This is a genomic window from Allobosea sp. AK1 (genome assembly GCF_006714945.1).
Classification (GTDB): Bacteria; Pseudomonadota; Alphaproteobacteria; order Rhizobiales; family Beijerinckiaceae; genus Allobosea; species Allobosea robiniae.
Genome location: NZ_VFMG01000001.1, coordinates 1907641 through 1934279 on the forward strand (window position 1 = coordinate 1907641; position 26639 = coordinate 1934279).

General features: G+C 65.4%; 26 protein-coding genes and 1 pseudogene. 7 read left to right on the forward strand and 20 right to left on the reverse strand.

Annotated elements, in window-relative coordinates; all coding sequences use genetic code 11:
* The first annotated feature begins 3 nt into the window (after positions 1-3).
* Positions 4-1332, forward strand: coding sequence for a threonine synthase (locus FHT98_RS09555; protein ID WP_170843413.1), 1329 nt, complete (start codon positions 4-6; stop codon positions 1330-1332).
* 195 nt (positions 1333-1527) lie between these two features.
* Here FHT98_RS09555 and FHT98_RS09560 read toward each other — a convergent pair whose 3' ends face one another.
* From FHT98_RS09560 to FHT98_RS09575, 4 genes are read right to left on the reverse strand one after another with little or no spacing between them, the layout of a single operon-like run.
* Complete coding sequence (locus FHT98_RS09560; RefSeq protein WP_142113861.1) at positions 1528-2415, reverse strand: glycine betaine ABC transporter substrate-binding protein; 888 nt, start codon at positions 2413-2415, stop codon at positions 1528-1530.
* Positions 2416-2456: 41 nt separating this feature from the next.
* The gene (locus tag FHT98_RS09565; protein ID WP_282568647.1) at positions 2457-3197 is read right to left on the reverse strand and encodes an ABC transporter permease; all 741 of its coding nucleotides are present in this window, start codon (positions 3195-3197) and stop codon (positions 2457-2459) included.
* Positions 3190-4302, reverse strand: coding sequence for an ABC transporter ATP-binding protein (locus tag FHT98_RS09570; RefSeq protein ID WP_142113862.1), 1113 nt, complete (start codon positions 4300-4302; stop codon positions 3190-3192). Before FHT98_RS09570 ends, FHT98_RS09565 begins: the two co-directional genes overlap by 8 nt.
* On the reverse strand, positions 4299-4952 hold the full coding sequence (locus tag FHT98_RS09575) for an ABC transporter permease (protein ID WP_091857572.1): 654 nt from the start codon (positions 4950-4952) through the stop codon (positions 4299-4301). Before FHT98_RS09575 ends, FHT98_RS09570 begins: the two co-directional genes overlap by 4 nt.
* 339 nt (positions 4953-5291) lie before the next feature.
* On the opposite strand from FHT98_RS09575, the gene FHT98_RS26430 reads away from it, so the two are divergent.
* Both FHT98_RS26430 and FHT98_RS26435 read left to right on the forward strand, forming a co-directional pair.
* Complete coding sequence (locus FHT98_RS26430; protein ID WP_248309187.1) at positions 5292-5993, forward strand: hypothetical protein; 702 nt, start codon at positions 5292-5294, stop codon at positions 5991-5993.
* A complete protein-coding gene (locus FHT98_RS26435) occupies positions 5885-6760 on the forward strand; it encodes an asparagine synthase-related protein (RefSeq protein WP_248309188.1) in 876 nt (291 codons plus the stop codon). The genes FHT98_RS26430 and FHT98_RS26435 overlap by 109 nt, the downstream gene beginning before the upstream one ends.
* A 246-nt stretch (positions 6761-7006) precedes the next feature.
* Here FHT98_RS26435 and FHT98_RS09585 read toward each other — a convergent pair whose 3' ends face one another.
* The 9 genes from FHT98_RS09585 to FHT98_RS09625 all read right to left on the reverse strand — a co-directional run bounded on the left by FHT98_RS09585 (position 7007) and on the right by FHT98_RS09625 (position 16694).
* On the reverse strand, positions 7007-8857 hold the full coding sequence (locus FHT98_RS09585) for a gamma-glutamyltransferase family protein (RefSeq protein WP_142113863.1): 1851 nt from the start codon (positions 8855-8857) through the stop codon (positions 7007-7009).
* Position 8858: 1 nt separating this feature from the next.
* Positions 8859-9176, reverse strand: coding sequence for an NIPSNAP family protein (locus FHT98_RS09590; protein WP_142113864.1), 318 nt, complete (start codon positions 9174-9176; stop codon positions 8859-8861).
* Positions 9176-10234 (reverse strand): ketopantoate reductase family protein, encoded by a 1059-nt coding sequence (locus FHT98_RS09595; protein WP_185745116.1) that lies wholly within the window; start codon positions 10232-10234, stop codon positions 9176-9178. The genes FHT98_RS09590 and FHT98_RS09595 overlap by 1 nt, the downstream gene beginning before the upstream one ends.
* Positions 10234-11028 carry an SDR family NAD(P)-dependent oxidoreductase gene (locus tag FHT98_RS09600; protein WP_142113866.1) on the reverse strand — a complete coding sequence of 265 codons (795 nt, stop codon included), beginning with the start codon at positions 11026-11028 and terminating at the stop codon, positions 10234-10236. Before FHT98_RS09600 ends, FHT98_RS09595 begins: the two co-directional genes overlap by 1 nt.
* Positions 11029-11031: 3 nt before the next feature.
* A complete protein-coding gene (locus FHT98_RS09605) occupies positions 11032-12792 on the reverse strand; it encodes a M28 family peptidase (protein WP_142113867.1) in 1761 nt (586 codons plus the stop codon).
* On the reverse strand, positions 12789-13634 hold the full coding sequence (locus FHT98_RS09610; RefSeq protein ID WP_142113868.1) for an ABC transporter permease: 846 nt from the start codon (positions 13632-13634) through the stop codon (positions 12789-12791). Before FHT98_RS09610 ends, FHT98_RS09605 begins: the two co-directional genes overlap by 4 nt.
* Positions 13634-14515, reverse strand: a complete 882-nt coding sequence (locus FHT98_RS09615) for an ABC transporter permease (protein ID WP_142113869.1) — start codon at positions 14513-14515, stop codon at positions 13634-13636. The genes FHT98_RS09610 and FHT98_RS09615 overlap by 1 nt, the downstream gene beginning before the upstream one ends.
* A complete protein-coding gene (locus FHT98_RS09620) occupies positions 14493-15569 on the reverse strand; it encodes an ABC transporter ATP-binding protein (RefSeq protein WP_142115722.1) in 1077 nt (358 codons plus the stop codon). Before FHT98_RS09620 ends, FHT98_RS09615 begins: the two co-directional genes overlap by 23 nt.
* Positions 15570-15638: 69 nt before the next feature.
* Positions 15639-16694, reverse strand: a complete 1056-nt coding sequence (locus FHT98_RS09625; protein ID WP_210244349.1) for an ABC transporter substrate-binding protein — start codon at positions 16692-16694, stop codon at positions 15639-15641.
* Positions 16695-16880: 186 nt separating this feature from the next.
* On the opposite strand from FHT98_RS09625, the gene FHT98_RS09630 reads away from it, so the two are divergent.
* The 3 genes and pseudogenes from FHT98_RS09630 to FHT98_RS09645 form a co-directional block, all read left to right on the forward strand.
* Positions 16881-17399, forward strand: coding sequence for an Lrp/AsnC family transcriptional regulator (locus FHT98_RS09630; RefSeq protein WP_185745118.1), 519 nt, complete (start codon positions 16881-16883; stop codon positions 17397-17399).
* 73 nt (positions 17400-17472) lie between these two features.
* The gene (locus tag FHT98_RS09635; RefSeq protein ID WP_282568666.1) at positions 17473-17802 is read left to right on the forward strand and encodes an NIPSNAP family protein; all 330 of its coding nucleotides are present in this window, start codon (positions 17473-17475) and stop codon (positions 17800-17802) included.
* 390 nt (positions 17803-18192) lie between these two features.
* Positions 18193-18345: pseudogene (locus tag FHT98_RS09645) on the forward strand (IS3 family transposase); the annotation flags it as partial.
* 248 nt (positions 18346-18593) lie between these two features.
* On the opposite strand, the gene FHT98_RS09650 reads toward FHT98_RS09645, so the two are convergent.
* On the reverse strand, positions 18594-18989 hold the full coding sequence (locus FHT98_RS09650) for a VOC family protein (RefSeq protein WP_142113874.1): 396 nt from the start codon (positions 18987-18989) through the stop codon (positions 18594-18596).
* Between the two features lie 269 nt (positions 18990-19258).
* Between FHT98_RS09650 and FHT98_RS26810 the strand changes: the two genes are divergently transcribed.
* A complete protein-coding gene (locus FHT98_RS26810) occupies positions 19259-19510 on the forward strand; it encodes a hypothetical protein (RefSeq protein WP_465246904.1) in 252 nt (83 codons plus the stop codon).
* Positions 19511-20457: 947 nt separating this feature from the next.
* On the opposite strand, the gene FHT98_RS09660 is transcribed toward FHT98_RS26810, so the two are convergent.
* From FHT98_RS09660 to ehuB, 6 genes are all read right to left on the reverse strand, one after another.
* The gene (locus FHT98_RS09660; RefSeq protein ID WP_142113875.1) at positions 20458-21849 is read right to left on the reverse strand and encodes an aspartate aminotransferase family protein; all 1392 of its coding nucleotides are present in this window, start codon (positions 21847-21849) and stop codon (positions 20458-20460) included.
* Positions 21850-21884: 35 nt separating this feature from the next.
* Entirely contained in the window at positions 21885-23393 is a 1509-nt protein-coding gene (locus FHT98_RS09665; protein ID WP_248309324.1) for an NAD-dependent succinate-semialdehyde dehydrogenase, read from the reverse strand.
* A gap of 135 nt (positions 23394-23528) precedes the next feature.
* Positions 23529-24326, reverse strand: a complete 798-nt coding sequence (ehuA, locus tag FHT98_RS09670) for an ectoine/hydroxyectoine ABC transporter ATP-binding protein EhuA (protein WP_142113877.1) — start codon at positions 24324-24326, stop codon at positions 23529-23531.
* Positions 24323-25015 (reverse strand): ectoine/hydroxyectoine ABC transporter permease subunit EhuD, encoded by a 693-nt coding sequence (ehuD, locus tag FHT98_RS09675; protein WP_142113878.1) that lies wholly within the window; start codon positions 25013-25015, stop codon positions 24323-24325. The genes ehuA and ehuD overlap by 4 nt, the downstream gene beginning before the upstream one ends.
* A gap of 10 nt (positions 25016-25025) precedes the next feature.
* Positions 25026-25691 carry an ectoine/hydroxyectoine ABC transporter permease subunit EhuC gene (gene ehuC / locus FHT98_RS09680; protein ID WP_142113879.1) on the reverse strand — a complete coding sequence of 222 codons (666 nt, stop codon included), beginning with the start codon at positions 25689-25691 and terminating at the stop codon, positions 25026-25028.
* 80 nt (positions 25692-25771) lie between these two features.
* A complete protein-coding gene (ehuB, locus tag FHT98_RS09685) occupies positions 25772-26623 on the reverse strand; it encodes an ectoine/hydroxyectoine ABC transporter substrate-binding protein EhuB (RefSeq protein ID WP_091860388.1) in 852 nt (283 codons plus the stop codon).
* Positions 26624-26639: the final 16 nt, after the last annotated feature.

Below are 26639 nucleotides of genomic sequence, written 5' to 3' on the forward strand. Positions count from 1 at the left end.
AGCATGAGCGCTTTTGCCGACCACCGGCCTGTCACGGGTTCCGACCCAGCACGCCAGATGGTCTTACCTGCGTGGGTCGGCACGTCGCCCTCGCTGGCCACCAGCCTGATTTCGATGTTCGACGGCGAACGACAGCCGCTTTATCCGCAAACCGTGCCGTTCATCGCCCATGCCGGTAGCCTCGCCGGTGAGGCATTCCACTATCCATACGAGGTCGGCTACGCTTATGAGCGGCTTCCGGGCGATCTGTTCGCGCCGCGCTTCGGCTCCGGTCTCGAACGCTGGTCGCCGCTGCTGCCACCTCTTCTGCCCGGGCTGAGCTGTGGCGAGGGGGCGACGCCGCTGGTCAAGGCACCGCAGGCCGCAGCCTGGGCCGGCGTACCGGAGCTTGTCATCAAGGACGAGAGCGCCAACCCTACCTGGAGCCACAAGGATCGCCTGAGCCTGTGCACCGTCAGCGCTGCTGCGGCGGCAGGCGCAATGGGTACGATCATCTCATCGTCCGGTAATCACGGTGCCTCCGCCGCAGCTTACTCCGCCCGGGCCGGCTTGAAATGCATCGTGCTCTGCGACGACGGTGTCTCGGGGGCGCATGCCAGGCAAATGCGCGCTTATGGCGCCGCAGTGGTCGCTATGCCGCGGGCCGCGCGGTGGCCGCTCCTCGACGTCCTGTCGCACCAGCCCGGTTGGTATCTGATCGGCAACACGGCACCGACCCATACCGGCCATCCGTTCGGCCCGGAGGGCTACAAGACGATCGCTTATGAGCTCTTTCTGGAGTCGGGGCGAGTACCCGCCGCAGTGTCGATTCCGACCAGCTATGGCGAGCTGCTGTTTGGGATCGGCAAAGGTTTCGCCGAACTCAAGGCATTGGGCCTCACCAAGGATGAGCCCATGTTGATCGCTGCCGAGCCGGAGGGCTCTGCAGCGATCGGGCGGCTTTATGGCGGCGGTTCACCCTGCACACTCGAACCAGGGGAGACCATTGCCCACGGGATCGGATCTGCCTGCGGCAGTTTCCGCGGCATCACCGCGCTGCGTCGGTCGCGAGGACTCGCGATCGCGGTCAGCGATCAAGACATTGCAGATGCACAGGCAGCCCTTGGGCTCGACGGCTTATGGAGCGAGCCCGCTTCAGCCGCGGGCCTGGCAGCATTGCGCATCGCGGCCCGACAGGCGCTACTGCCTGCGGGTCCCGTCGTTCATATCTCCACATCGACAGGTCTGAAGGAGCCTCACCGTGCAGCCTGCGAGATTCCACGTATTTCACACGCCGATTGGCCCGAACTGCGCTCCATCCTGACAATGAGCTATCATCTGCCTCTCGACTAGCGATGGTATGCCTCTCGGAATGTCCGCTTCCAGGCGGTCATCCAACGTCCGGTATTGGCGCTAGTTGCTGGATGCGGTCGGCGCTCTGGGCCTCATTTTCGCCCCGGCAGCATGAACCTTCGGCGATCGAGCCGCAAGGCTGACAGGAGCGCCCCACGAACACCGCTACTGATGCCGCGAAGCGCTTTTGTCTCTTCAGATGAGGCCGGCGGTATTCAGAAACTCACGCGAGACGTCCGGGATCGAGGCCTTGTCGACATCGACCTTGGCGTTGAGCCCTTGCAGGACCTCGTCGTCGAGCTTGGCCGAGAGGGCTTCGAGCGTCTCCTGGAGCTTCGGATTGGCCTTGAGCACCTCGGTTCGGACGACCGGAACGGCGGCGTAGTTGGGGAAGAAGCCCTTGTCGTCGGTCAGGATGCGAAACTTGAACCCCTTGATCCGCCCGTCGGTGGCGAAGACCAGAGCGACATCGACCTGCCCATCCTTGAGGGCCTGGTAGGTCAGCCCGGAATCCATCGAGCGCAGATTGGCGCGACTCGTCTTGAAGCCGTAGGTCGACTGCAGGCCCGGCAGCCCATCCGGGCGGCCCGGGAACTCGGCATTGACCGCGATCACCGGCTTGTCCTTGCCGGCGTTGAAGACGGTGGCGAGATCCGACAGCGTCTTGATCGCGTCCGTCTTCGGGTTCTCCTGGCGGACGGCGAGCGCATAGGTGTTGTTCGCGGCCGAGGGCTTGAGCCAGGTGAGGCCGAGCTTGGCGTCGAGCGCCTTGACCCGCTCATAGGTGTCCTTGGCGTCCAGCCGCTCATTGACCTTGTTGTAGGTCACGAGCGAGGTGCCGGTGTACTCCCAGTACACATCGACCTGGCCGTTCACCTGCGCGTCGCGCAGGACCTGCGAGCCCAGCCCGTCGCGCTTCTCGACCTCGAAGCCCTTCTTCGCGAGAAGCTGCGCCGTGATTTCGGTGAGCAGAAGCTGTTCGGTGAAGTTCTTGCCTCCGACGACGATCGGCTTGGCCTGCACCGGCATCGCCCAGGCGGCTGCGATCGCGGCCACGGCAAGAATCCGGGATGGAAGCTTCATGGGAATCTCCTTGCATTCGTTGCTGAAAGGCCCGGCGGCGGTCAGCGCAACGGATTGACGCCGCGGGGGATGGTCCAGAACTGGAGCTGGGCCACGATGAAATCGATCAGGACGGCAAGAAGGGCGGTCGGAATCGCGCCGGCGAGCATGGTTCCGAACTCGTTCAGGGCGATGCCGGTGAAGATCAGCTCGCCGAGGCCGCCGCCGCCGATCAGGAAGGCCAGGGGAACGGTGCCGACATTGATCGCGAGCGCCGTGCGGATGCCGGTGTAGATGACGAACAGACTGTTCGGCAGCTCGACCTGCAGCAACGTGTGGCGCGGCGACAGGCCCATGCCGCGCGCGGCTTCGAGCAGCGCGGGCGGCACGTCGCGCAAGCCCGCCATCGTGTTGCTGACGATCGGCAGAAGCGAGGCGATGAACAGCGCGAAGACGGCCGGCGTGTTGCCGAGGCCGAGCAGGCTCATCGCCAGCGCCAGCACCGCCAGCGTCGGGATGGTGGCGCCGATGTTGAGGATCTGCACCGCGGCATCGCCGACCCGGCGGAAGCGCGGCCTGGTCAGCAGGATGCCGAGCGGCACGCCGAACAGGATCGCCGCGCCGCCCGAGAGGGCGACCAGCTCCACATGCTGCTGGCCGAGATAGGCGATGTCCTCCCACCTCTCCAGCAGGCCGGGCAGGAGCCCGCTGCCCCAGGCCCAGGCCCCGAGCAGGAAGAGGCAGAGATAGGCCGCGTTCCGGCGCATCTGCGCGACCATGCCGGGCACCAGCGCGTCAGCCATCCCGATAGGTCTCTGAGAGCAGATGCGTGATGCCGCGCAGCGTGACGTAGCCGACGAACATTCCGTCGTCGTCGACGCAGGCCAGCCACTGCGTGTCGTGCCGGAACATGGTCGAGACTGCGGTGCGCAGGTCTTCATGCGGCCGGATGGTCGTGGGCAGCGCTTCGTAATTCTCCCCGACCGTTCCGTTGCCGCTGCGCGCCGTCTGCAGATTGACGTAGCCGCGCGCCCTGCCGCGCGGGCCGACCAGGACGATCGACTGGTGGCCATGCGCCTCCATCGCGGCCGCGGCCTGCTGCAGGCTGTCGGCCGCCCGGACCCGCGGCGGATCGGCGATCATCGCATCGCGGACGGTGAGCAGTTGCAGGCGCTTGAGCGTGCGGTCCCCGCCGACGAAATCGGAGACGAACTCGCTCGCCGGATGGGCCAGCATGTTGTCGGGTGTGTCGTACTGGACGAGCCTGCCATTGCGGAAGATGGCGACCCTGTCGGCCATCTTGACCGCCTCGTCGATGTCGTGGCTGACGAAGAGGATCGTCTTGCGGATCTGCGCCTGCATCTTCAGGAACTCGTCCTGGATGATGACGCGGTTGATCGGGTCGATGGCGCCGAAGGGCTCGTCCATCAGCAGGACGGGCGGGTCCGCCGCGATGGCGCGCAGAACGCCGATGCGCTGCTGCTGGCCGCCGGACAGCTCCTTCGGGTAGCGCTTGAGGAACACGCCGGGGTCGAGCGCGACCATCTCGAGCAGCTCGGCCGCGCGCTGGCGCGATTTGCGCCGGTCCCAGCCGAGGATGTCGGGGACGATGCAGATATTGTCCTCGATCGTCTTGTTCGGAAACAGGCCGATCTGCTGGATGACGTAGCCGATGCTGCGCCGCAGCTGTGTCACGTCGTAGTCGGAGGTGTTGCGGCCGTCGATGAAGATGTCGCCCGAGCTCGGCTGGATGAGGCGGTTGACCATCTTCATCGTCGTGGTCTTGCCGCAGCCGGACGGGCCGAGCAGCACGCAGATTTCGCCTTCCGCCACCTCGAGCGAGACGCGGTCGACGGCCGGCATCGTGGTGCCGGGGAAGGTCTTGCTGACTTGGTCCAGTCGGATCATCGTTTCCTGAGTCCCGGGGAGGTCAGTCGCTTCTGCAGCCCGAGCAGGGCGAGATCGGCGACGACGGCAAGGATGCTGACCGCGAGGGCGCCGGTGACGAGCTGGCGCGGGTCGGTCTGGCTGATGCCGCGTGCGATGAAGGCGCCGAGGCCGCCGGCGCCGATATAGGTCGCGATCGCCGTGACGCCGATATTCATCACCACCGCGACGCGCACGCCGGCCATGATCACGGGCAAAGCGATCGGAAGCTCGACCTCGCGCAGCCGTTGTCCCCGGGTCAGCCCCATGCCTCGGGCAGCTTCACGCAGCGCCGGGTCAATATTGCTGATCGACGCATAGGTATTCCGGATGATCGGAAGCTGCGAGTACAGCAATACCGCGATCACCGCCGGCAGGTAGCCGATGCCGTGGCCGATCAGCGAGAGCACCGGAATCATCATCCCGAACAGGGCGATCGAGGGGATGGTGATCATGATCGACGCGGCATAGAGCACCGCGTCGGCGACGCGGCGGTTCTGGGTGATGGCCACGCCGATCGGCACGCCGGTGGCGATTGCCAGAGCGACCGCAACGCCGACGATGGCAACATGTTCACCTGTCCGGGTGGCGATCAGCCCCCAGTTGTCGATAATGTAATTTAAAATGTCCATTGCCTCGCGGCGATTCCTAGAGCAGGATATCGGCTCGTGACAACCCCTTACCCACAAAAAATGAGGAAATTATGTAGTCTATTTTGACAGACAGCTATTACTTGAACTCAAGTCTTCATGACTTTGATTGGACATTTTGGGAATTCATATCAAAATTTATTGTTAAAATCGAAAGTCGAAAGACGGATTTGTTCTATAATATCTTAAAAATCTATCCTTTCGGCGCTGCCCTTCGCCCAGCGCAATTCGCCAAACAGTGAGAGAAGAACGAGACGGTCCATGTGTGGTTTTGTGTGTCTTTGGAAGGTCGATGACGTAGGCGGGAGCCTGATCGAAACGATGCTCTCGCGCCTCGGCCATCGGGGCCCGGATGCGACGCAGGTCGCCCGGCCAGTGGGGCTACCGCTTGCGATGGGGCATTGCCGGCTGGCGATCATCGGCGCCGAAGACGGCGTTCAACCTATTGCCGTTTATTCAGAGATACTTGTCGCGAATGGGGAGATCTACAATCACGACGACCTCAGGGCGATTCTGGACCCGGATATCTTTCAGACGACGAGTGATAGCGAGACTATTCTTCACCTCTTCCGCAGCGGGGCGCAGCGCTGGGTCAACCGCCTCGACGGCATGTTCGCCTTCGTGCTCGCGACGCCGGATCGGATCGTCGCGGCGCGCGACCCGCTGGGTATCAAGCCGCTCTATATGGCGCGGCGCGGGAAGGGGCTGGCTTTTGCTTCGGAGCTGAAGGCGTTCGACGGGCTCGGCTTCGACGACATCACCGCGCTTCCGCCCGGCGCGCTGTTCGACAGCGCCAATGGCTTGAGGCACTGGTACCGCGTGCCGTCCGGAGCGGCGGTGGCCGAGCCGGGATTGGACATCGGGTCGATTGCCGGCGAGTTGCGCCTCACGCTGGAGGAGGCGGTCGCAAGTGGATGGTCGCCGATGTCGAGGTCGGCTCCTTCCTGTCCGGTGGGCTCGACAGCTCGGTCATCGCCGCGATCGCACAGAAGGTCAGGCTGGCGGCCGGGCAGGCCCCGTTGAAGACCTTCGCCGTGGGCACTGCCGGCTCATCCGATCTGCGCGCCGCCAGGCGCGTCGCCGATCATATCGGCTCCGATCATCACGAATACAGCTTCTCGGCGCGGGACATCGCCGAGAACCTGCCGCATGTCATCTACCACCTCGAAAGCGCCGATGCGGATCTCGTGCGCAGTGCCGTGCCCACGCTGTTCGCGGCCCGGCTGGCACGGCGCCATGTCAAGGCGGTCCTGACCGGCGAGGGAGCGGACGAGCTCTTCGCGGGCTATGCCTATCACCATGCCTATGTGGACGATCCGCGTGCCCTCGCTGACGAGCTGACGCGTAGCCTGGGGGCCATGCACAACATCAATCTTCAGCGCGTCGACCGGATGACCATGGCGGAGTCGTTGGAGGCGCGCACGCCGTTCCTCGATCGGGACCTGATCGCCTTCGCACAGTCTGCACCGGCGGAATTGAAGCTACGCCGTACAGACCCGAACGCGCAGGAAACGACCGGGGCCACCACCGAGAAATGGCTGCTGCGGAAGGCCTGCGCCGATCTGCTTCCGGCGGATCTCGTCTGGCGCAAGAAGGCGCAGTTCGATGAGGGGTCGGGGACGGTCGAAGCCCTGCAGCAGGCGCTGCGGCTCCTCATCGGAGGCGAAGGGGCGGTCACGCGCCTGCGAGAAGAGGCGCTGTACCGTGAGACTCTTCGGGAGCGCTTCGATGATCCGGACATGATCCTGAGCCAGGCCGGACAGTGGAACGCCAATCGAGTGGCGGCCTGAAGCCAGCAAGCATTTTCGACGGGAACTTATGCCGGTGCAGGTTACTATTGGTCCTCGGCCGAGGGTGAAGGTCCGCTTTGAGGCGCTTGTTGAACATCAGGAACTGGCGCATTTCACCCGGCCGTGCGGCGGGCGTTTGTGGCCCCTTTCGGACGTTTGCTCGTCCGCTTTCTGGACCTCCTGCCGAGGAGCGGCCCGACTCCCGCATTGCGATCACTGCGAATGGGAGATGCCTCGCGGTCCGGATCAGCGCCCGATCGCGAAATCCTGCGTGCCGCGCGGATTGGCGGCTGCCCGCAGGATATCGACCGTGCCGGATCGCTCCCGGCCGACTGCACAGAGGCGCCCCAGTGACCAGTCGTCCGTCACCGTCAGATCGTGCCCTCTCCGCCGAAGGGCGTCGATCGTCGCCGGCGCGAAGCGGCCTTCGATCGAGAGCGAGCGCGGCTTGAAATCCCGCGGCCAGAACGAGGCGATCAGGTGGTTGCTGTGGAAGGCCGGGGCGTCGATCGCCTGCTGCAGCCCGTAGCCGTGATGCAGCACTCGGAGCAGGAAGGTCATCGACCATTGCTCCTGCTGGTCGCCGCCCGGCGTGCCGAAGCCGAGGAAGGGCCGGCCGTCGCGCAGGACGAGGGTCGGCGTCAGGGTCGTGCGCGGGCGTTTCCTGGGCAGGAGCGAGGATGGCAGGCCCGGCGCCAGCCAGAACATCTGCGTCCGGGTCGACAGCCCGAAGCCCAGCTCCGGAATGACGGGGCTGGCCTGGAACCAGCCGCCCGACGGCGTGGCCGCGACCATGTTGCCGAAGCGGTCGGTGACGCAGATATGGCAGGTATCGCCCTCGCGCCGCTCGATATGCGCTGCCAGGGCTGCCTCGGCGGAGCCGGGCCGGGCCGGCCCTGGCTCCTCGATCGCGGATTGGAAGGTCGGTTCTCCCGCGCCGATCGCATGGCTGGAGCGTGCCATGCCGTAGGGCGGCGTTATCGGTTCGCGCCCTCCCGGTGCACCCGGACGGAATTCGGGCGAGCTGGACGCTCCCACAAGGCGGCGGCGCTGCGCGACATAGTCCGGTACAAGCAGGGCGTCGAGCGGCGCCGCATCGTCCCCCAGCCAGGCGTCGCGATCGGCCATCGCGAGCTTGCCGGTCTCGGTGACGAGGTGGACGAATTCATCGCCCAGCGGATCAAGCTCGCCGATCGGGAAGCCTTCCAGCAAGGCGAGCCATTGCAGGAAGGCCGGCCCCTGTGTCCAGGCTCCGCATTTGAGGACGGTCACGCCGTGATAGTCCCGGCCGACAGGCGCGTCATAGCTGGCGCGCCAGCGCGCCATGTCATCGCCGGTCAGCAGGCTGGCATGGCGCCTGCCCGAGGAATCCAGCACCGGCATGCGGCCCGCACGGTCGATCGCCTCGGCGACGAAGCCCTCGTACCAGAGCTTCTCGGCGCGATCGATCTCGGCCTCGCGGGTCCCGCCGGCGCTTTCGCCGACGATCCGTTGATAGGTTGCCGCCAGCGCCGAGTTTCGGAAGAGCTCTCCCGCTTGCGGGGCGTTTCCGCCAGGGAAATAGACGGCGGCGGAATCCTGCCATTCCGTCTCGAACAGCTCCCGCATGGATTCGATCGTCCGCGCCGTCCGCAAGGTCAGGGGATACCCGTCGCGTGCCAGCTCGATCGCCGGTTCGAGGATGTCCTCAAGCCGCAGCGTTCCGTGGTTGCGCAGCAGTAGCAGCCAGGCACTGAAAGCACCGGGCACGCAGGCGGCGAGGTGGCCCGTGCCGGGGATCATATCCAGCCCCAGTTCCCGGAAGCGCTCCGGCGTCGCAGCGCCGGGCGAAACGCCCTGCCCGCAGATACCTTCGGCCTCGCCCCGGCGCGCATCGTAAAGCAGGATCGGCACTTCGCCGGCCGGGCCGTTCAGATGTGGCTCGACGACTTGCAGGGCAAAGCCCGCGGCGGCTGCGGCGTCGAAGGCGTTGCCGCCTCGTTCCAGAATCCGCATTGCCGTGGCGGCCGCCAGCCAATGCGTCGCTGCGGCGCAGCCGAAGGTGCCGCGGATCTCGGGGCGGGTCGTGAAAGGACCGTTGGAATAGATGGCAACCATGTCAGGGGCGGTAATAGTCCGGGCGTTTCAGGACGATCGACCGCGTCGTGCCGGAGAGGGGGCCGTCGGTTTCGGTCGCGGCCTTGGCGGCCGCCCATGCAGGATCGGCGCGGAACCGGGCCCAGCCGTCCGCCATCGCGTCTTCATCATCCCAGGCCATGACGTACCAGATCTCGCGGTCAGCATCCGCCGTTTCCCAATAATCCACCAGCCGAAGGCCGTGCTTGGCCAGCAAGGGGAAGACGTGGTCGGCGAAGCGCCGGGCCAGCGCGTCGGCTTTTCCGCTGGCGGCGATATAGTGGCGCAATTCGTAGATCATCAGGCGCTCTGCCGAGAGAGAACGGTGGGGTTTTCAGCCTGCATCAGCCTGGCGAAGGTCGCGGGGCCGAGAGCGGCCTTCCCGGTCTCGGCATCCGCGATGAGCCGGAGCAGCGCTTCGAGCTGCGGCGTCGCGAGGCCGTGGCGTTTGGCTGCGTCGACGACCGGCCCCAGCATCGCCGAGACCTCGGTCCGGCGATGCAGCTCGGCAAGGTCGCGCCAGATGCCGGTGCGCGTATTCACATAGCGCTGCCAGGCGGCGCGCTGCCCGGCCCAGACATCGTCGGAGCCGAAGCGCAGGCTTGCCGGGTCACGCAGCCGGAGAGGGGCCAGCCCGTCGGCCGGTTCGAGCGTCACGCCCTCGGCGAGGGCCGTCTCGACGACCTCGCGCCCCACGGCTGCCAGTGTCGCGCAGGCCGCGGGATCTTCGTAGAGGCGCGCGACATCCGCATCGGCCAGGGCAGTGGCCGAGTAGATCGCCGCCAGCACGAGCTTGCCCCAGCCATGGCCGAGGATGTTGTCGGTCAGTTCGGCCGGTTGCAGATGGTCGAGCAGCGCCGCCGCCTCGCGCGTCCGCGCGCGGTTCGGGCCGTCCAATTCCCCGACATGGGTTTCGCCATAGCCGAGCAGGGCGAGATCGCCGGGAGCCCGATAATGCGCGCCGATGGCGATGACCGCTCCGATCGCCCGGTCGCCGCCGATCGCGCGCGCGGCCTCGACCATGCCGAGCCCGTTCTGGAGCACGGCGACCCAGCCGTCATCGGCGAGGTGAGCGCGGAGGAACGCCGATGCCGTCCCGTTATCCTTGGCCTTGACGGCGAGGAACGCGCGCTTGAAGCGGCCTTCCAGCTGCTCGGGCACGCGCGCCGCGGCCCGCACATGGGCAGGCCGTATGCCGGCGACCGCCAACCCGTCGCGATTGATCGCGGCGACATGGGCGGCGTTGGCATCGCAGACCGTGACGGCGATGCCCGCCCCGGCGAGGCTTGCGGCAAGCGTGCCGCCAATGGCGCCACCGCCGACGATCAGCACGGAATCGGACGCTGCAGGCATTGTCATCACCGGAAATCCGCGTCGAAGGTGAGAGGCACATGGGTGCGTCCGCAATGGGAGCCGCCATTGACCTCCATGGTGACGCCGTTGATCCATTCCGCCGCATCGCTGGCGAGGAAGCTCACGGCCCGGGCGATGTCCTCGGGCCGGCCGGTGCGGCCGAGCGGAATGCCGCGCAGGCTCAGATTGATATAGGGGTGCTGCTCCGGGCTTTCCTTGGTGACGACCTTGTCCAGGACGACGCCCGGCGCGACGCCGTTGACCCTGATGCCCTCGCGCCCGAACTCGATGGCGAGAACCTGGGTGAGCATGTTCACCCCAGCCTTTGCGGCTGCGTAGTGAGCGCTCCCGGCCCGGGCCGAGGTGCCGGCGCCCGACGAGATGTTGACGACGGCGCCGCGGATATGCTGAGCGATCCAGCGCCGCCCGAAGGTCCGGCACATCAGCATGGTGCTGCGCAGGTTGAGCGCCATCGCGCGATCCCATTCGTCGACCGTCATCTCGACGACGGGGCGGTTGAGATATTTTCCGGCGCAATTGACCAGCACGTCGCTCGGGCCCGTCAGCCTTTCGGCCTCGGCGACCATGCGCTCGACCTCGGCCTCGTCGGTCACGTCCCCTGTCACGGTCGCGAAGGCCGGGCTGCCCGTTCCGACGGTCTCGGCAAGCCGGGCAAGGCCCACCGCATCGAGATCAGCTGCGACGACGGCGGCTCCCTCACGCCGCAGATCGGCGACGATGGCACGGCCAAGCAACCCGGCCGCCCCGGTGACGAAGACATTGTGTCCCTGTAGGCGCATCGTTCAGATCTCCGCTTTCACGCCCAGTTCCGCGAGACAGGCCGCCAAGGCGGCATTGGCGCTCTGCAGCGCATGCATCACGCGATTGACGCCGCGCCTGGCGGCTCCGAGCGTGAATCTTTCGGCATCGGAACCGGCTGTGGTGGCTGCGAGGCGGTCGAGCGCCGCCAGCGAAGGATAGGCCGGCTGGGCCAGCGCCGGGTCGTGGTCGAAGCGGTCGCCATTGGTGTAGTCCATCGGCACCAGAGCCCGCGACGCCGCCATGATCGCAGCGTTGACCCGCCCTGCGGCCGCATCGCCGAGCCGTTCGCCATCGAGCCCGGCAAGGGCGGTGGCAAGGGCTCTCAGCCTGGTCGCCTGTGCGCGCAAGGGCGCAAGATCGAAGCGCTGGCCCAGTGCGACGCCGTGCCGGTCCAGAAGCGCCAGCAGATGGTCGGCGTGGGCGGCATAGTCGATAGGCAGCAGTTTCGCGGTCAGCAGCGCAGCCACGGCATGGAGATAGACGCGCGTATCGCGAACGGCGATGGTCTCGTCCATCTTGTCGAGCGTGTCTTCCGGCGTGTGCCACCACCAGCCGGTGCCGGCGCCTTGCTTGTTGGGGCCGCCGAACAAGAAGGAGGCCGCAGGCGCGGCTCCATCGGCCGGCTGCTCGCCGAGATTGGAGAACATCGCGGGAATGCCGATGCCCCAGAAGGACTGGTCGCCGGCGCGGGTGATGCGATGCCCGAACAACTCCTGGCCGTCCTCGGCCCGGATGACCTTGCGGCCGAGCGGCACCAGTTCCGCCGCGGCCTGGACATCGGTCAGCACCGTGTTGCCGCGGGCGCAGGTCGAGTCGATGTTCACATGCGCGACCGCGCGCCGAGCCAGCTCGTCCCAATGCGTATCGGCATACCAAGTCGAGCTCGAATAGCGGCCCTGGGAATGGCCGGACCAGAAGAAGATCCGGAGCCCGCGCCGGAGGCGGTGCCGCTCCTGCGCGCAGAGGCGCGCGGCCTCGATCATGGTGGCGTTGGCGCCGCCATTGTCCATGACGCCATAGTACCAAGTGTCGTGGTGGCCGGAGAACATCACGAACGGGTCGTCGGGACCTGCCTCGTCGCGGTCGAGCGAGGCGACCAGGATCGGCGTCGGCCGCCAGCCGGTATCGACCTCGGCCTGAAGCGTGACGACGATGTCCGGCTGCCTGGCCAGGGCCTGCTTCAGGCGCTCGCCCTCTGCCTTGGCGAGGGTGATGACGACGGTTGCAGGTAACTCGCGCAGCGTCTCGTCGGTCGGGCTGCCCCAGACCGGCGAAATGCACATCTCATGCGCGTGCAGGCTCGGGCTGAGGTGAATCTGTCCGATCGCGCCGGCCCGGCTTGCGCGCTGCGTCACCGCCGGGGTCGCGATGCCCTCGACGAGCACGATCTTGCCGCGCAGATCCCGCGCGGCGAAATCCGCGATGCTTCCCGCGCCGATCGGGATGACAAGGCCCGTAAGCCCCTCCGCGCCGGAGGCACGCGAGAAGGATTGCGTGATTGCCGGCAGGGTTTCGCCGTCGATCCGGAGCGAGGCTTTTCCGGGCAGGCTGATATAGGCGTCGTGCAGGATGAGCTCGGTCGCGTAGCCGTAGCTGTCGAGCTCGGCGCGGATATAGCCGAGGCTTTCAAGTTCGCTGGGCGTGCCGGCATGCTTGGCCCAGCGCGCGAAAGCGGCGAGATGCTGCATCAGCCGCGGCCCCTCGACACGCGCGGCCAGAGCGTGAAGTTGATCGTCGGTCATGGATGAGGCTCCGCGGCAACGGGAAGAGCGGTCAGCTTGCGCCGGCGCAGGACGAAGCTCGCGAGGACGAGCAGCAGCGTGGCGAAGGCGATCAGCACCGAGGACAGGGCCGCGATGGTGGGGTCCTGCCAGCGCTGGAGATAGAGGAACATCTCGATCGGCAGCGTGCTCTCGCCCGGCCGCATCAGGAACATCGTGGTCTCGACCTGATCGAAGGAGGTCACGAAGACGAGCAGCCCCGCGATGAACATGCTCACCGAGATTTCGGGCAGCACCACCTTCAGGAAGGTCGGCAGCGGCCGCCAGCCCAGGTCGAGCGCCGCCTCCTGCAGCGTCCAGTCGAAATTGACGAGCGCGGCCGAGACGATCGCGATGACGAAGGGCACGCAGATCAGTGTGTGCGTCGCGATGAGATTGAAATAGCTGCCGGACAGGCCGAGCTTGATGACCAGCATGAAGACCGCCACGCCGAGCACCATCTTCGGCAGGACGACGGGCGACAGGAAGAAAGCCTTGAGGACGGCATGGCCGCGCGGCCGGTAGCGGACGAGCGCATAGGCCGCCATCGTCCCGATGACGAGCGAGGCCGCGGTCGCGATCAGGCCGAGCAGCAGGCTGCGCAAGGCTGCGACGTAGAATGTCGATTGCCCGGCGAGGTTGACGTACCAGCGCAGCGAATAGCCTTCCGGCGGGAAGACCGCGTAGCTCTGGGCCGAGAACGAGGTCAGCACGACGATCGCCAGCGGTGCGACGATGAAGCCGATGGCGAGCACCGTGAACAGGATCAGCGCAAGATGGCGCCAGGCCGGCGCGGTGCGCGCTTCTGTGGAGCTGGATGCCATCACGCCGTCTCGCTGTACTTGGACAGGCGGCCGAACAGGACCACCGCGATGAAGGCCATGACGAGCAGGCAGAGCCCGCCGACGGCGGCCACCGGCCAGTTGATGTCGCTCGTCGCGGTGTAGATCTGGATCGGCAGGACGAGCACCCGGCCTCCGCCGAGGATCGCCGGCGTGACGAAGGAGCCGAGCGCCAGGGTGAAGCAGATCTGGGCGCCGGCGATCGCGCCCGGGAGCGTCAGCGGCAGCGTGATGCGCCGGAAGATCGTCCACCAGCCGGCGCCGAGATCCTCGGCAGCCTCCCGCAGCGTCGGGTCGAGCCGGAGCATCGAGGCCAGGATCGGAAAGACGACGAAAGGCAGGAAGACATGGGCGAGGCTGATCACCGTGCCCGTCATGTTGTAGACCAGCGAGATCGGCTCCGTCGTCAAGCCGAGCTTCATGAGCAGGTAGTTGACCGGCCCCTGATCGGCCAGCAGCACCGTCCAGCCATAGCTGCGGACGACGACGCTGACGAGGACCGGCGCGAAAACGATCAGGGCGATGAGCTTCTGCAGCTTCGCGCTGCGGGTGCGCCACATCGCATAGGCGAGGGGGTAGCTGATCGCGACGCACAGGAGCGTCGACAGGATCGCAAGCTTCAGCGTGTCGTAGATGGTGATGAGATAAAGTTCGTCGGTCAGGAACCGCCAATAGGTGTCGAGGGTGAAGACCTCCTCGAGCCGCCCGCTGCGAAAACGGTAGAAGCTGTATTGCAGGAAGAGGCCGACCGGCAGGACGAAGGCGGCGATGACCAGGAGCAGGATCGGCGACAGCAGCACCCAGGCCGGCCACTTGACCCGCGAGCGCGTGCGCGCGCCTTCAATGAGCGAAGAGGCGGGCATCGTTCTCCCTCCAGCTCAGGGCGACCGCCGTCCCCTTCTCGAAGACCGGGACGCCCGGGGCGTGGGGATGCTCGGCGGTGATGTCGAGCGATCCGGCGTCGAGTCCGACGACATATTGGACGGTCGAGCCGCCGAAGATCATCTGGCGCACCGTGCCGGTCAGTTTCGCCGGGCCCGGTTGAGGTGACGTGACGGCTGCGGCGGCCTCGATGCGGACCCGCTCGAAACGGATCACCAGCGTGGCCGGCCCCGGCTTCGTCGGTCCTGCCGCGATGCGCAAGGCAGCCCCTTCGAGCCGCGCGACCGCATGCCCGGCTTCGACGCGCTCGACCGTGACCGGCAGCATGTTTGAATGGCCGATGAAATTGGCCACGAAGCTGGTGGAGGGCGCGTCGTAGAGTTCCTGCGGCGAGGCGATCTGCTCGACCCGGCCGCCATTCATCACCGCGACGCGATCCGACATCGCCAGCGCCTCGCCCTGGTCATGAGTGACGAAGATGAAGGTGGTGCCGACATCCTGCTGGATGCGCTTGAGCTCGATCTGCATCTGGTGGCGGAGTTTGAGATCAAGCGCGCTGAGCGGCTCGTCGAGCAGGAGCACCTTCGGCCGCTTCACCAGCGCACGGGCCAGCGCGACGCGCTGCATCTGCCCGCCCGAAAGCTGCCCCGGCTTGCGTTCGGCGAAACGCCCCAGGCCGACGAGTTCCAGCACCTCGCCGACGCGCTGGCGGATCTCGGCGGCCGGCCGCCGCTCGGCCTCCAGCCCGAAGGCGACATTGGCCGCGACCGTCATATGCGGGAACAGGGCCCAGCGCTGGAATACGATATTCGTGGGGCGCTGATAGGGCGGGACGCTCGTCATGTCCTGCCCGGCGATCCGGATGCTTCCGGCGTCGGGCTGTTCGAAGCCGCTCAGCATGCGCAGAGTGGTCGACTTTCCGCAGCCCGACGGACCGAGCAGCGAGAAGAACTCGCCGCTCCCGATCCCGAACGAAATGTCGTCCACCGCCCGGTTGGCGCCGAAACGCTTGGTGACACCGATGATCTCGACCATATCCGACACGTGACGGAACTCCCGCGGGTACCCAGGATCGAAGCGCGCCGGTGACGGCGCACACAGGCCTCAACGCATCTTGAGCTTGACCTCGCGCGCCCAGCGATCACGCCAATCGGCGGCGACCGAGGCGACATGGGCGAAGTCGATCTGGATGGCGTTGGTCGCGATGGCCGGGTTCAGGACCGGATTCTCGGCCTGCTCCTTCGACAGGATGGCGTTCTTAACCAGCGGGATCGAGGAGGTGACGAGGCCGTAGCGCCCAGCCCGATCAGGCTTCAGCAATTCGTTGAGCAGGTCCTCGCAGACGGCGCGCTGCGCCGGCGTGACGCCCTTGGCGATCGCCATGTAGATCGGGAAGGCGATGGCGCCTTCCTTGGGCACGGCGAAGCCGACCGGCGCGCCTTCCTTGATCCAGATATCCGCGACCGACGAGAACCACGGCGCGACCGGCGCGTCGCCGCTGACGACGAGGTTCTTCAGCGCATCATTCGAGTCGACCAGGGCGCGGAAGTTCTTGGCGTTCTCCGACAGGATCTTGAAGCCGGCATTCGGGTCCTTCTCGCTGCCGCCGTTGAGTTTGGCCGCAAGCGCGATCAGCCGCAGGTCATTGTCGAAAGTGACGACCTTGCCGCGATATTCCGGACTCCAGAGCACGTTCCAGGAGGTCGGCGGCTCCTTGAGGACGCGCTTGTTGTAGAGCAGTCCGATGCCCATCGCCTGATAGGGCACGCCGCGCCCGTCGGGGCGGGCATAGGCCTCCAGCGTGTTCGCCATATTGGGGATGCTCGCCTTGTTCAGCGGCTCCCACATGTCGTCGTCATCGCCGCGGTTGACCGTGTCAGCGTTGAAGAAACCGCAATGGACCAGCGGCTGATCTGGCGTCGTGCGCCGCGCCGTCACCATCTTCGGATAGATAATGGCGTTAGTCGTCTCGACGATGTCGATCGAAACCTTCGGATTGGCCTTCAGATAATCAGCGATCACCTCCTTCGGCACGACATCGGAGCCGGATCCGGCGAACATGAAGAAGGAAACCTTTGCGTTTCTTTCGCTTTGAGCGGAGGCGCCCGAGATTGTCGCGGCCGCCAGACTCGTCGCAAGCATCAAGGTCTTGAATGCCATGATCGTCTCCGCTCCCCTTTTGCCCGCCTCGCGACATGACGCATTGGCGGATCTCGTGATACGCAATGCGATATTGCTATGCCCGCAAAAATACGCAGTCAAGGAAACAAATTGCATTTTTTATCGCATCGCGTCATTTTGATAGGCATTCATTTGGTCATTGCGTAGGCAGCTATGGGGAACGCATTGAACGGCATCAAGCTCGACGGGCTCGACAAGGCCATCATCTCGGCCCTCTCCAAGAATGGGCGCCAACCCTATCGGGAGATCGGGCGCGATCTCGGCATTTCCGAAGCGACCGTGCGCCAGCGCGTCAGCCGGCTGACCGATTCGGGCCTGATCCACATCGCGGCGGTGGGCAACTTCATCGCGCTTGGCTTCGACGTCGTCGCGCATATTCTGCTGAAGGTACCGCCGGCGCATGTCGACGAGTATGCGCGCCGCCTCGCCGAGTTCCCTTCGGTGCGCTTCGTTACCATCACGTTCGGCGGCGCAGACATCATCCTGCAGACCCTGCACACGACGACGCACTCACTGCACGATTTCGTCCGCAACGAGATGCCGCGGCAGCTCCCTCACATAATGTCGGTCGAGATCTTTCCGCAGGTCGAGACCCTGAAGAGCTCCTGGTCCTGGGAAGTCTGGTTCGGCCTGGAGCAGGAGGCCGGCTTTCAGCCAACCGGCGCGCTCGACGACCCCGAATAGCGTTCTCGACCAGCATCGGCTGCTGTCAATTCACGCCTCCCCATATGGAGTCTTCCAGATCATGATCGTCGAAATGCGGACCTACACCTTCCGTTCGGGCACGATGGCGACCTATCTCGCGGCGTTCGAGCGCATCGGCTTTGCCCTGCAAGCGAAGCACCTTGGCGCCTGCATCGGCTTCTACACCTCCGAGACCGGCCCCATCGAACAGGTCGTTCAGATCTTCGGCTATGCCGATTGGCAGGAGCGCGACACACGCCGCAAGGCGCTCTACGCCGACGATGCGTTCAAGGAGATGAGCCGCGATCTGCATCCGCTCATCCAGAGCAAATCCACGCAGCTCTTCCGTTCGGTTGATACAGGCTGCGCGCGGGACGCCGCGAAAGACGGGCAAATCTCGTAGTCGTTTGGGTTGAACTGCTGGATCCGACGGGCGTTGAAGGCCGCCCTGCCCGGTTGTCAATCGCACCGCGTCGCATACAAAGCCAACGGGTTTTGAAGAGAACTTCCAGGTCCATGGCGTGCGCAAGGTGCCGCGGATGGCCAATGCGAGCTTCGTGCTCGGTGCTCTGGACGAGGCCCTGCACGAGCGACGCCCCGTTCATCGCGGCAGCCTCGTGCACCATTCGAATCTAGGTTCGCAAGGCGGATTCAACCGGTCGTCGTAACACGGACATCATACTGCTGAGCGAGGAACTGATCGAGCCGCTCGCTCGGTGTTTTCCATCCGAGCGTTTTGCGAGGTCGCGTGTTCATCGCATGAGCGACGGCGGCCAGTTCCTCGGTTGAGTGCTGGCGGAGCCTCGAGGCCGTCGAGTTCGCCAGGCTGACCTGGGTGGACCGGTTCAACAATCGCCGGCTGCTGGAGCCTATGGGCAACATCCCGCCGGCCGAGGCAGAGGAACGCCCCTACGCCATGCTGTGCGAACCAGCCATGGCGGCATGACTGAAACGAAATGGCCTCCGGGAGACGCGGCGCGGTTTACAATCCGGAGAGTTTTCACGCAGCCTCGGTCGCAAGCAGACGTTTTACGCCAGTGCCGCCAAGGTCCGCTTCCTGGCGGCGGCTCAATGTCCGGAAATGGCGCTAAACGACCTCGCGGTCGGAGAGAGCCTCGCTACCAACCAAATGCGTTTAGCTTTTCGGCGCAGCCGGCATGATCATCTTTGCCGGCCGCACCGTTCTGCGGCTCGCTATTTCCTCAGCTGCCGTGCGCTTCCTTGCTGCCGGAGAGCAATGCGATTGCCGTCGGGATCCAAGGCGGTAACCCGCACGCCCCAAGTATAGTCCTCGGGCTCCGGCTCGACGAACGCAACGCCACGCGCCTTGAGCTCGGCGAAATCCTTCCGGAGGTCGTCCGATTGCAGAAAGACCGTGCCCGTCGTATCCGTCTCGGACTCCGTGCGGCCTCCCACACCAGGCCACAACAGGATCGGCCATCCCTGACCTTTGTAGCTCATCAACAGGAAACGACCCTCTGGCCCCGGATTGTCGGCCATCTTCTCGAAGCCGAAGTTGTTGGTGTAGTAGTCGAGCGCCTTGTCCTGGTCTGACACAAACAAGGTGGCAAACATCACTTTGCTGAACATCTTCAATTCCTTCTGACCCCGGCGCTGGCACCGGCCTTGAACCCGACGACGCCACCTCCGGAATCGATCTTTGTCACATCCGCGAGGTCTCGTTCGTCATGCCCATGACGAAACGGGTGGAGGAGATGTGACGGATGGAAGCGAAAAAAATTTCGCTGGAGCAGTTCGAGGTCAATCGCCCCCATCTGCGTGCGGTGGCCTGCCGGATACTCGGTTCGTTGAGCGATGCATAGGACGCGGTCCAGGAAACCTGGCTGCGCCTTTCCAAGGTGGAAGCGGGAAAGATTGCCAATTTGGGGGGCTGGTTGACCACCACCATCGGCCGGATCTGTCTCGACATGCTGAGATCGCGCAAGGCGCGCCTTGAAGAGCCGCTCGACGGGGTCGAATTCAGCTCCGTCGTCGTCCACGAAGAAGCCCGAAGCCCAGAGGATCAAATCGGAGCTCGCCGTAGACGTCGAGGACGAGATGTCGGAAGTCGGGAAGTCCAGCAGGCTTCGAAACTCCCGCGCCGCAGATGAACAAAACCTCACCGCGCGCATGGGCCAGAAGTAAGCGTTCAGGAAGCGCAGCTAGTCCCGTTCCTAGCTAGATCACTCTGTCTTCGGGAGCGATATCAGAAGCCATGAAATATCAAAAAATGAATGCAGGAGCAGCATGCTCGCAATTCGTAAGGCTTTTGCCAACAATCACCATCGTCCGCTGTTGATTGCGATTCCGGTCGGCGTTCCGGGCCATATGGGCTCTCGTGAAGGGGATAACGGGCAAATCGCAACTGAAGGCAGTGTTTAGGTGTGTCTATCTGTAACTGCGGGCCAATGCCCAATACCGATAGCTCTTGGTCCCGCGTGTGTCGCGCCAGCCCAGCTTACCGGTCTGCCCAAAAGCGGACCTGGCCAGAGTCGGGAATGGGCCAAGTCCGCAAACGGATGATCCAAGGCAACGCCGGGCAGTTCCGGGCGGGCTAAATTACAATGCTATCTCAACTACATAAGTGTTGGCAGTTTTATCCTGAATGGCGCGCCATTTCCATACATATCTGTGAACATCGTTGACCGCGGGCGATAGCCCGGCGGCGGTCCCTTCCGGAAACACTTCATCACCAATACGCGAACGACACCGCCATCGACCTCGACGCGGTCGATAACGACGTGTCGCCGGGGTGATGTTTTCGCGCTTGGTCGACCGAAGCTTTCGCTACCGACGTGATCGAAAGCTGGGGGCGGAGCAGTCTCAAGTCCAATCCAGCGCGCCGACGATCTTGATACCGTCGACGATGCACGCGCTGCTCCTTTGAGCGAGACATCGCTTCTGGCATCGTGCTCCAGTAGCTGTTCCCCTCATGATACTGGTGGCCGAACGATCGGAGATCGTTCGGCCACCATCATTCCGAGAGACGGCCACCCGACATGGCCGATCGCCAGGCACCGGCCCGTTCCGGCATCCAGGCCAGGTTTTGCTCGTGGCGCTACAGCGCTTTGACAACCGCTTCCACGGCTCGCTGCGTTGCATCGACAACCTGATCGGCCTCCTGCTTCGTCAGGCATAGCGGTGGCGCGAAGCCGAGGATGTCGCCCTGCGGCATGGCGCGGGCGATGACGCCCTGTTCCAGCAGGGCGGCAGCGATGCGCGGACCGACCTTCTGCGAGGCGTCGAAGAAGACGCGATCATCCCGGTCGCGGACGAACTCGACCGCCGCCAGCAGGCCCTCGCCGCGAACCTCGCCGACATGGGCATGGCTGCCGACGGCCTCCTTCAGCGCCGCGTTGAAATAGGCACCGACCTCGCCGGCATTGCGCACGAGGTCGAGCTCATCGACCAGCTCGAGATTGGCGACGCCGGCTGCCGCGCAGAGCGGGTGTGAGGAATAGGTCCAGCCATGGCCGATCGGGCCGTATTCGTCCGAGCCCTGCTCCAGCACGCGCCAGAGCTTCTCCGAGACGATGACGCCGGAAAGCGGCGCATAGGCCGAGGTCAGTCCCTTGGCGATGGTGATGAGATCGGGCTCGATGCCGTAATGGTCGGAGCCGAACATGCTGCCGAGACGCCCGAAACCGGTGACGACCTCGTCCGCGATCAGCAGGATGTCGTGCTTCTTGAGCACCGCCTGGATCTTCGCCCAGTAGCCGACGGGCGGCGGCACGATGCCGCCGGTGCCGAGCACCGGCTCGCCGATGAAGGCGGCGATCGTCTCAGGTCCCTCGGCCTGGATCAGCTCCTCCAGCTTGTCGGCGCAATGCTGCGAGAACTGCTCCTCGCTCATGCTGCGATCCTCGCGACGGTAGTAGTACGGCGCTTCGGTGTGCAGGACCGGCGCCTTCGGCAGGTCGAAGAGGTTGTGGAAGGCGGCAAGACCCGTGAGGCTGCCGGTCATCACGCCCGAGCCGTGATAGCCGCGCCAGCGCGAGATGATCTTCTTCTTCTCCGGCCGCTTCAGCACGTTGTTGTAGTACCAGACCAGCTTGAGATTGGTCTCGTTGGCGTCCGAACCCGAGAGGCCGAAGAAGACCCGGCTCATGCCCTTGGGCGCGCGCTCGACCACCATTTTGGCGAGCCGGATCGAGGGTTCCGAGCCATGGCCGACATAGGCGTGGTAATAGGGCAGCTTCGCCGCCTGCTCGGCGATCGCGTCGGTGATGGATTTCCGGCCATAGCCGACATTGACGCAGTAGAGGCCTGCGAAGGCATCGAGACTGCGCTTGCCGTCACGATCGACGATATAGACGCCTTCGCCGCCGGCGATGATACGATTCGGCGTCTCGCCGCGGGCATGCTGGCCCATATGCGTCGAGGGATGAAAGAAGTGGTCGCGGTCCCAGGCGTCCAGTTCGTTGTCGGTGCGGGCGGGTTGGTCGAGCATGACGATAATCCTTCGCGAAAGCGGGAAACGACGCCTCAGTTCAGATCGAGGCAGACATATTTGAGGTCGGTAAAGGCCTCGAGGCCGTGGCGCGAGCCTTCGCGGCCGAGGCCGGACTGCTTCATTCCGCCGAAGGGGATCGGCGCGCCGGTGATCTTGACGCGGTTGACCGCGACCATGCCGTAGTCGAGCGCCCTGGCGAGGCGCGCAGCTCGCGCACCGTCGCGGGTCACGACATAGGCGACGAGGCCGTACTCGGTGTCGTTGGCGCGGGCGATGACCTCGTCCTCGCCATCGAAGGGAGCGATGGCTGCGACCGGCGCGAATGTTTCCTCGCGCATGATCAGCGCCTCTTCCGGCACATCGGCGAGCACGGTCGGCGTCAGGAATAGCGGGCCGGGCATGGCACGCTCCGGCGTCAATCGCCTTGCACCGTGCACCAGTGCATCCACGATCTGGTCTTCCGCCTTGCGCTTGGCAGCAACGTGCATCAGCGGGCCGACCTCGATGCCATCCTCCAGGCCGGAGCCAACCCGCAGCGCCATGACCTTCTTGGTGAAGGCGGTGCAGAAGCGCTCATAGAGGCCGCGCTGCACATAGATCCGGTTGGCGGCGAGGCAATCCTGGCCCGAGGTCGCGAATTTGGCGTCGATGGCGATCGCGACGGCACGGTCGAGGTCGGCGTCGTCGAAGACGATCAGCGGAGCATGGCCACCGAGCTCCATCACCACGCGCTTAACGGTCGCAGCCGCATTGCGCGCAACGATCCGGCCGATCTCGGTCGAGCCGGTGAAGCTGACGGCACGCACCCTTGTGTCAGCACAATAGGTCTCGGCGATCGGCGCGGCCTCGCCCGTGACGATGTTGAAGACCCCGGCCGGAAATCCGACACGGTCGGCGAGCTCGGCCAGCGCCAGCGCCGAGAGCGGCGTATGCGACGAAGGATGGGCGACCACGGTGCAGCCGGCAGCGAGCGCAGCCGCGGCTTTGCGCGTCAGCATGGCGGAGGGGAAGTTCCAGGGCGTGAGCAGAGCTGCGACGCCGACCGGCTCACGCGACAGCGACATCTGCGCGCCCGGCAGATGGCTGGTGACGCCCTCGGCGTTCACCCGCAGCGCTTCCTCGGCGTAGTAGGCGATGAAATCGGCGGCATAGGCGATCTCGCCGCGCGATTCCGCCAGCGGCTTGCCCTGTTCCAGCGTCATCAGCAGGGCAAGGTCCTCGGCCGTCGCCAGCATCGCCCCATGCCAGCGCCGGAGCAGCGCGGCGCGCTCCTGCGGCAGCAGCGCTTTCCAGGCCGGGAAAGCCGCCTGCGCGGCATCGATCGCCTGCGTCGCCTCAGCGGCGCCGAGCGCTGCGACCTGCGCGACAAGGGCGCCGGTCGCGGGATCGGTCACGGGGAAAGTCTCGCCGTCTCGCGCCGCCGTCCAGCGCCCGCCGATATAGGATAGCTGCCGCAGCAAGCGGCGATCGGCCAGGCGTGCCAGGCCGGGATGCTCGGCCGGCTTGGCGAGCGTAGCCTCTCGCCTTGCCGTGCTCGTCATTGCGTTCATGACCATCCTCCCTCGATTGATGACGAGGCTAGGCGGAAGAGTGGCGAGGCTGTCTTCGAAGTGCCGGCCGCGCGCCGAGACAATCTCGGAAGTTGACGGTGGTACCGATAGATCCTCGGCGCGACCTCAGCCCAGCACCGAGGCCAGGAATTCCCGGGTGCGCGGCTGCTCCGGCGCGCTGAAGATGCGTTCCGGCTCGCCTTGCTCGCAGATCCGGCCCTTGTCGAAGAAACAGACCCGATCGGAGACCTCGCGGGCGAAGCGCATCTCGTGGGTGACGAGCAGCATGGTGAGGTCGTGCTCGCTGGCGAGGCCACGAATGACCGAGAGCACCTCGCCGACGAGCTGCGGGTCGAGTGCCGAGGTCGGCTCGTCGAAGAGCAGCACGCGCGGGCGCATGGCGAGCGCGCGGGCGATGGCGACGCGCTGCTGCTGGCCGCCGGAGAGCTGAGCCGGGTAATGGTCCTTCTTGTCGGCGAGCCCGACCATGGCGAGCAGGTCGACGGCCCGACATTCGGCCTCGCCGCGCGGCAGGCCGAGCACGCGCAACGGTGCCTCGACGACATTGCGCAGCACGGTCATGTGCGGGAACAGGTTGAAGCTCTGGAAGACCATGCCGACATGGCTGCGGATCTGGCGCAGATGCCCGTCCGAAGCCTTGAACGGTCCGCCGGAATTCGGCTCGTGATAGGGCATGCCGGCGAGCGTCAGCCGGCCCTCCTGGAACGGCTCCAGCGTCATCAGGATGCGCAGCACCGTCGACTTGCCCGAGCCCGACGGGCCGATCAGCGTGACCTTCTCGCCGCGGGCGACGCTGAAGTTGAAATCGTCGAGCACGGTCAGCGCGCCGAAACGCTTTGTGACGTCGGCGAACTCGATGATGGGCGGCTGTGGGTCGATGGCAACCTTGGAGGTCTCGGTCATCGCAGCGGGATCCCTGCTTTCGGCAGCGCCTTCTGCAGCCGGTGCAGGCCGGCCGAGCAGATCAGCGTGAGGAGGAGGAAGATCAGGCCGACCAGCGTCAGCGGCACGAGGTACTCGAAGGTGCGCTCGCCGATCATGTTGGCGAGCCCCATCATCTCGAGCACGGTGACGATCGAGAGCACCGGCGTCTCCTTGATCATCGCGACAAGATAATTGCCCATCGCCGGCAGGATGCGCGGCACGATCTGCGGAACGACGATGTCGCGATAGGTCTGCAGCCGGGTGAGGTTCAGCGCGGTCGCCGCCTCCCACTGCCCGCGCGGCACCGCCTCGATGCCGCCGCGATAGACCTCGGAGGTATAGGCAGAATATTGCAGCCCGAGCGCGAGCGCCCCGGTGAGGAAGGCCGGCAGCGTGATGCCGTATTCCGGGAGCACGTAATACAGGAAGAAGAGCTGCACCAGCAGCGGGGTATCGCGCAGGAACTCGACGACGATGGCCGTCGTCCAGGACACCGCCGTGTACCGGCTGCGGCGCAGCAGCGCGAAGACGAGGCCGAGCACCAGCGCGATCGCAAAGCCCGCCGCGGCAGCCTGCAGCGTCACGGTGAGCCCGATCAGGATGATCGGCAGGATCGAGGACGCGTAACTCAGCGGCGTCGTCGTATCCCATTCGAAGCCGTACATCATCTCGGTTGCCTCACGAATGCGCCGCGCGCGGGAAGGCCGCGCCGCGCCGGACGAGCCGTTCGATCAGCCGCATGATCAGCATCAGCACCAAGGACATCGCGAAATAGCCGACCAGCGTCAGGCTGTAGACGCCGGCACTGTCGAGGGTGAGGTTGCGGATCGACTGCGCCCGGAAGGTCAGGTCGGCGATCGAGATCAGCGAGACCAGCGAGGACAGCTTCAGCGTCTCGATGGCGAGGTTCCCGAAGGCCGGCATCATCTCGACCAGGGCCTGCGGCAACGTGATGTGGATCAGCGTCTGGGTCCGGCCGAAATTCAGCGCCCGCGCCGCCTCGTGCTGCTGGACGGAGACCGATTGCAGCGCACCGCGAACGATCTCGGAGCCGTAGGCACCGACATGGAGCGAGAGCACCAGGATGCCGGTGGCGACCGGCTCGAAGCTGATTCCGACCAGCGGCAGGGCGTAATAGAACCAGAACAGCTGGACGAGCAGCGACGTCCCGCGGAAGAGCTCGGTGTAGCAGAGCGCGACCATCGACAGCACGCGCCCGCCCTCGACGCGGGCAATCCCGGCCGCGAAGGCCGCGACCGCGCCGATCGCGATCGCCGACACGGTGATCCCGGCGGTGATCAGGGCACCGCGCGACAATGCAGGCAGATAGGACAACCACTCCATCCGGCAGGCTCCGCGACAACGTTGAACAGGCGTGGAGTTCCGCCCGCCATCGGGCGGGCGGAATGATGTCGGCTAACGCCTCACTTGCCGGCGCAGAGGTCCGCGACCTTGCGATCCGCCGCCGCCTTGATGCTGGCTTCCGACAGTCCGTAGGTGCCCAGGATCTTCTTGTAGTCGTCGGTCTTGCGGAACTCGACCAGCGCGGCGTTGAAGGCGTCGCGCAGCTCCTTGTCCTCAGGCCGGAAGGCGAAGCCGCCGAAATTGCGGACAGGCTTGCCGTTCACCACCGGGTCGGTGAAGGGCGCGACCTGCTCGACATTGGCCTGGCCCTTGGCGAGCGAGGCGACAGTGAGTTCGGTCGCGGCATAGGCGTCGGCGCGGCTCTGGACGGTGGCGAGCGCGTCGGCATTGGCCGTGATGAAGATCACCTGGCTGTCCTTGACGCCGACGGCGCGTAGGAAGTCGATATTGTTGGCGCCGGAGACGACCGCGACCTTCAGCGAGGGGTCCTTGGCAATGTCGGCATAGGTCGTCAGCTTCTTCGGGTTGCCCTTCTTCACCAGCAGGCCCTCGCCATAGGACGAGTTCGGCTCGGTGAAGGAGACCTGCTTGCAGCGCTCCGGCGAGATATTCTGCTCGGCCGCGACGAAGTCGAAGCGCTTGGCCTTGAGGCCGGGGATCAGCGTGCCGAACGGCGTGACCGACCAGTTGGCCTCGGCGATGCCGAGCTTCTTCAGCACGGCATTGGCGACGTCCGGACCGATGCCGGCCGAGGTGCCGTCATCCTTCATGTAGGAATAGGGCACCTCATTGGCGGTCGCGACGCGGATATAGCCCTGGTCCTTGACGTCCTTGAGCGTGGTGGCGCCGGCGGCGGCGAGGCCGGTGGCGAGAGCAATGGCGGAGAGACCCGCGATCTTCAGAAACGGCATGTGCAATTCTCCTCTG

Coding starts and splice junctions, on each gene's coding strand:
- FHT98_RS09660 (WP_142113875.1), bottom strand. CDS start 21,849: ATGCTCGACCAACCCGCCCGCACCGACAACGAACTGGACGCCTGGGAC.
- FHT98_RS09585 (WP_142113863.1), bottom strand. CDS start 8,857: ATGGTTGCCATCTATTCCAACGGTCCTTTCACGACCCGCCCCGAGATC.
- FHT98_RS09650 (WP_142113874.1), bottom strand. CDS start 18,989: ATGTTCAGCAAAGTGATGTTTGCCACCTTGTTTGTGTCAGACCAGGAC.
- FHT98_RS09565 (WP_282568647.1), bottom strand. CDS start 3,197: ATGGCTGACGCGCTGGTGCCCGGCATGGTCGCGCAGATGCGCCGGAAC.
- FHT98_RS09665 (WP_248309324.1), bottom strand. CDS start 23,393: ATGACGAGCACGGCAAGGCGAGAGGCTACGCTCGCCAAGCCGGCCGAG.
- FHT98_RS09570 (WP_142113862.1), bottom strand. CDS start 4,302: ATGATCCGACTGGACCAAGTCAGCAAGACCTTCCCCGGCACCACGATG.
- FHT98_RS09605 (WP_142113867.1), bottom strand. CDS start 12,792: ATGACCGACGATCAACTTCACGCTCTGGCCGCGCGTGTCGAGGGGCCG.
- FHT98_RS09635 (WP_282568666.1), top strand. CDS start 17,473: ATGCGGACCTACACCTTCCGTTCGGGCACGATGGCGACCTATCTCGCG.
- FHT98_RS09590 (WP_142113864.1), bottom strand. CDS start 9,176: ATGATCTACGAATTGCGCCACTATATCGCCGCCAGCGGAAAAGCCGAC.
- ehuB (WP_091860388.1), bottom strand. CDS start 26,623: ATGCCGTTTCTGAAGATCGCGGGTCTCTCCGCCATTGCTCTCGCCACC.
- FHT98_RS09620 (WP_142115722.1), bottom strand. CDS start 15,569: ATGGTCGAGATCATCGGTGTCACCAAGCGTTTCGGCGCCAACCGGGCG.
- ehuD (WP_142113878.1), bottom strand. CDS start 25,015: ATGATGTACGGCTTCGAATGGGATACGACGACGCCGCTGAGTTACGCG.
- FHT98_RS09625 (WP_210244349.1), bottom strand. CDS start 16,694: ATGGCATTCAAGACCTTGATGCTTGCGACGAGTCTGGCGGCCGCGACA.
- FHT98_RS26430 (WP_248309187.1), top strand. CDS start 5,292: ATGCTCTCGCGCCTCGGCCATCGGGGCCCGGATGCGACGCAGGTCGCC.
- FHT98_RS09595 (WP_185745116.1), bottom strand. CDS start 10,234: ATGACAATGCCTGCAGCGTCCGATTCCGTGCTGATCGTCGGCGGTGGC.
- FHT98_RS26435 (WP_248309188.1), top strand. CDS start 5,885: ATGGTCGCCGATGTCGAGGTCGGCTCCTTCCTGTCCGGTGGGCTCGAC.
- FHT98_RS09575 (WP_091857572.1), bottom strand. CDS start 4,952: ATGGACATTTTAAATTACATTATCGACAACTGGGGGCTGATCGCCACC.
- FHT98_RS09555 (WP_170843413.1), top strand. CDS start 4: ATGAGCGCTTTTGCCGACCACCGGCCTGTCACGGGTTCCGACCCAGCA.
- FHT98_RS09615 (WP_142113869.1), bottom strand. CDS start 14,515: ATGCCCGCCTCTTCGCTCATTGAAGGCGCGCGCACGCGCTCGCGGGTC.
- ehuA (WP_142113877.1), bottom strand. CDS start 24,326: ATGACCGAGACCTCCAAGGTTGCCATCGACCCACAGCCGCCCATCATC.
- FHT98_RS09560 (WP_142113861.1), bottom strand. CDS start 2,415: ATGAAGCTTCCATCCCGGATTCTTGCCGTGGCCGCGATCGCAGCCGCC.
- FHT98_RS09610 (WP_142113868.1), bottom strand. CDS start 13,634: ATGGCATCCAGCTCCACAGAAGCGCGCACCGCGCCGGCCTGGCGCCAT.
- FHT98_RS09600 (WP_142113866.1), bottom strand. CDS start 11,028: ATGCGCCTACAGGGACACAATGTCTTCGTCACCGGGGCGGCCGGGTTG.
- ehuC (WP_142113879.1), bottom strand. CDS start 25,691: ATGGAGTGGTTGTCCTATCTGCCTGCATTGTCGCGCGGTGCCCTGATC.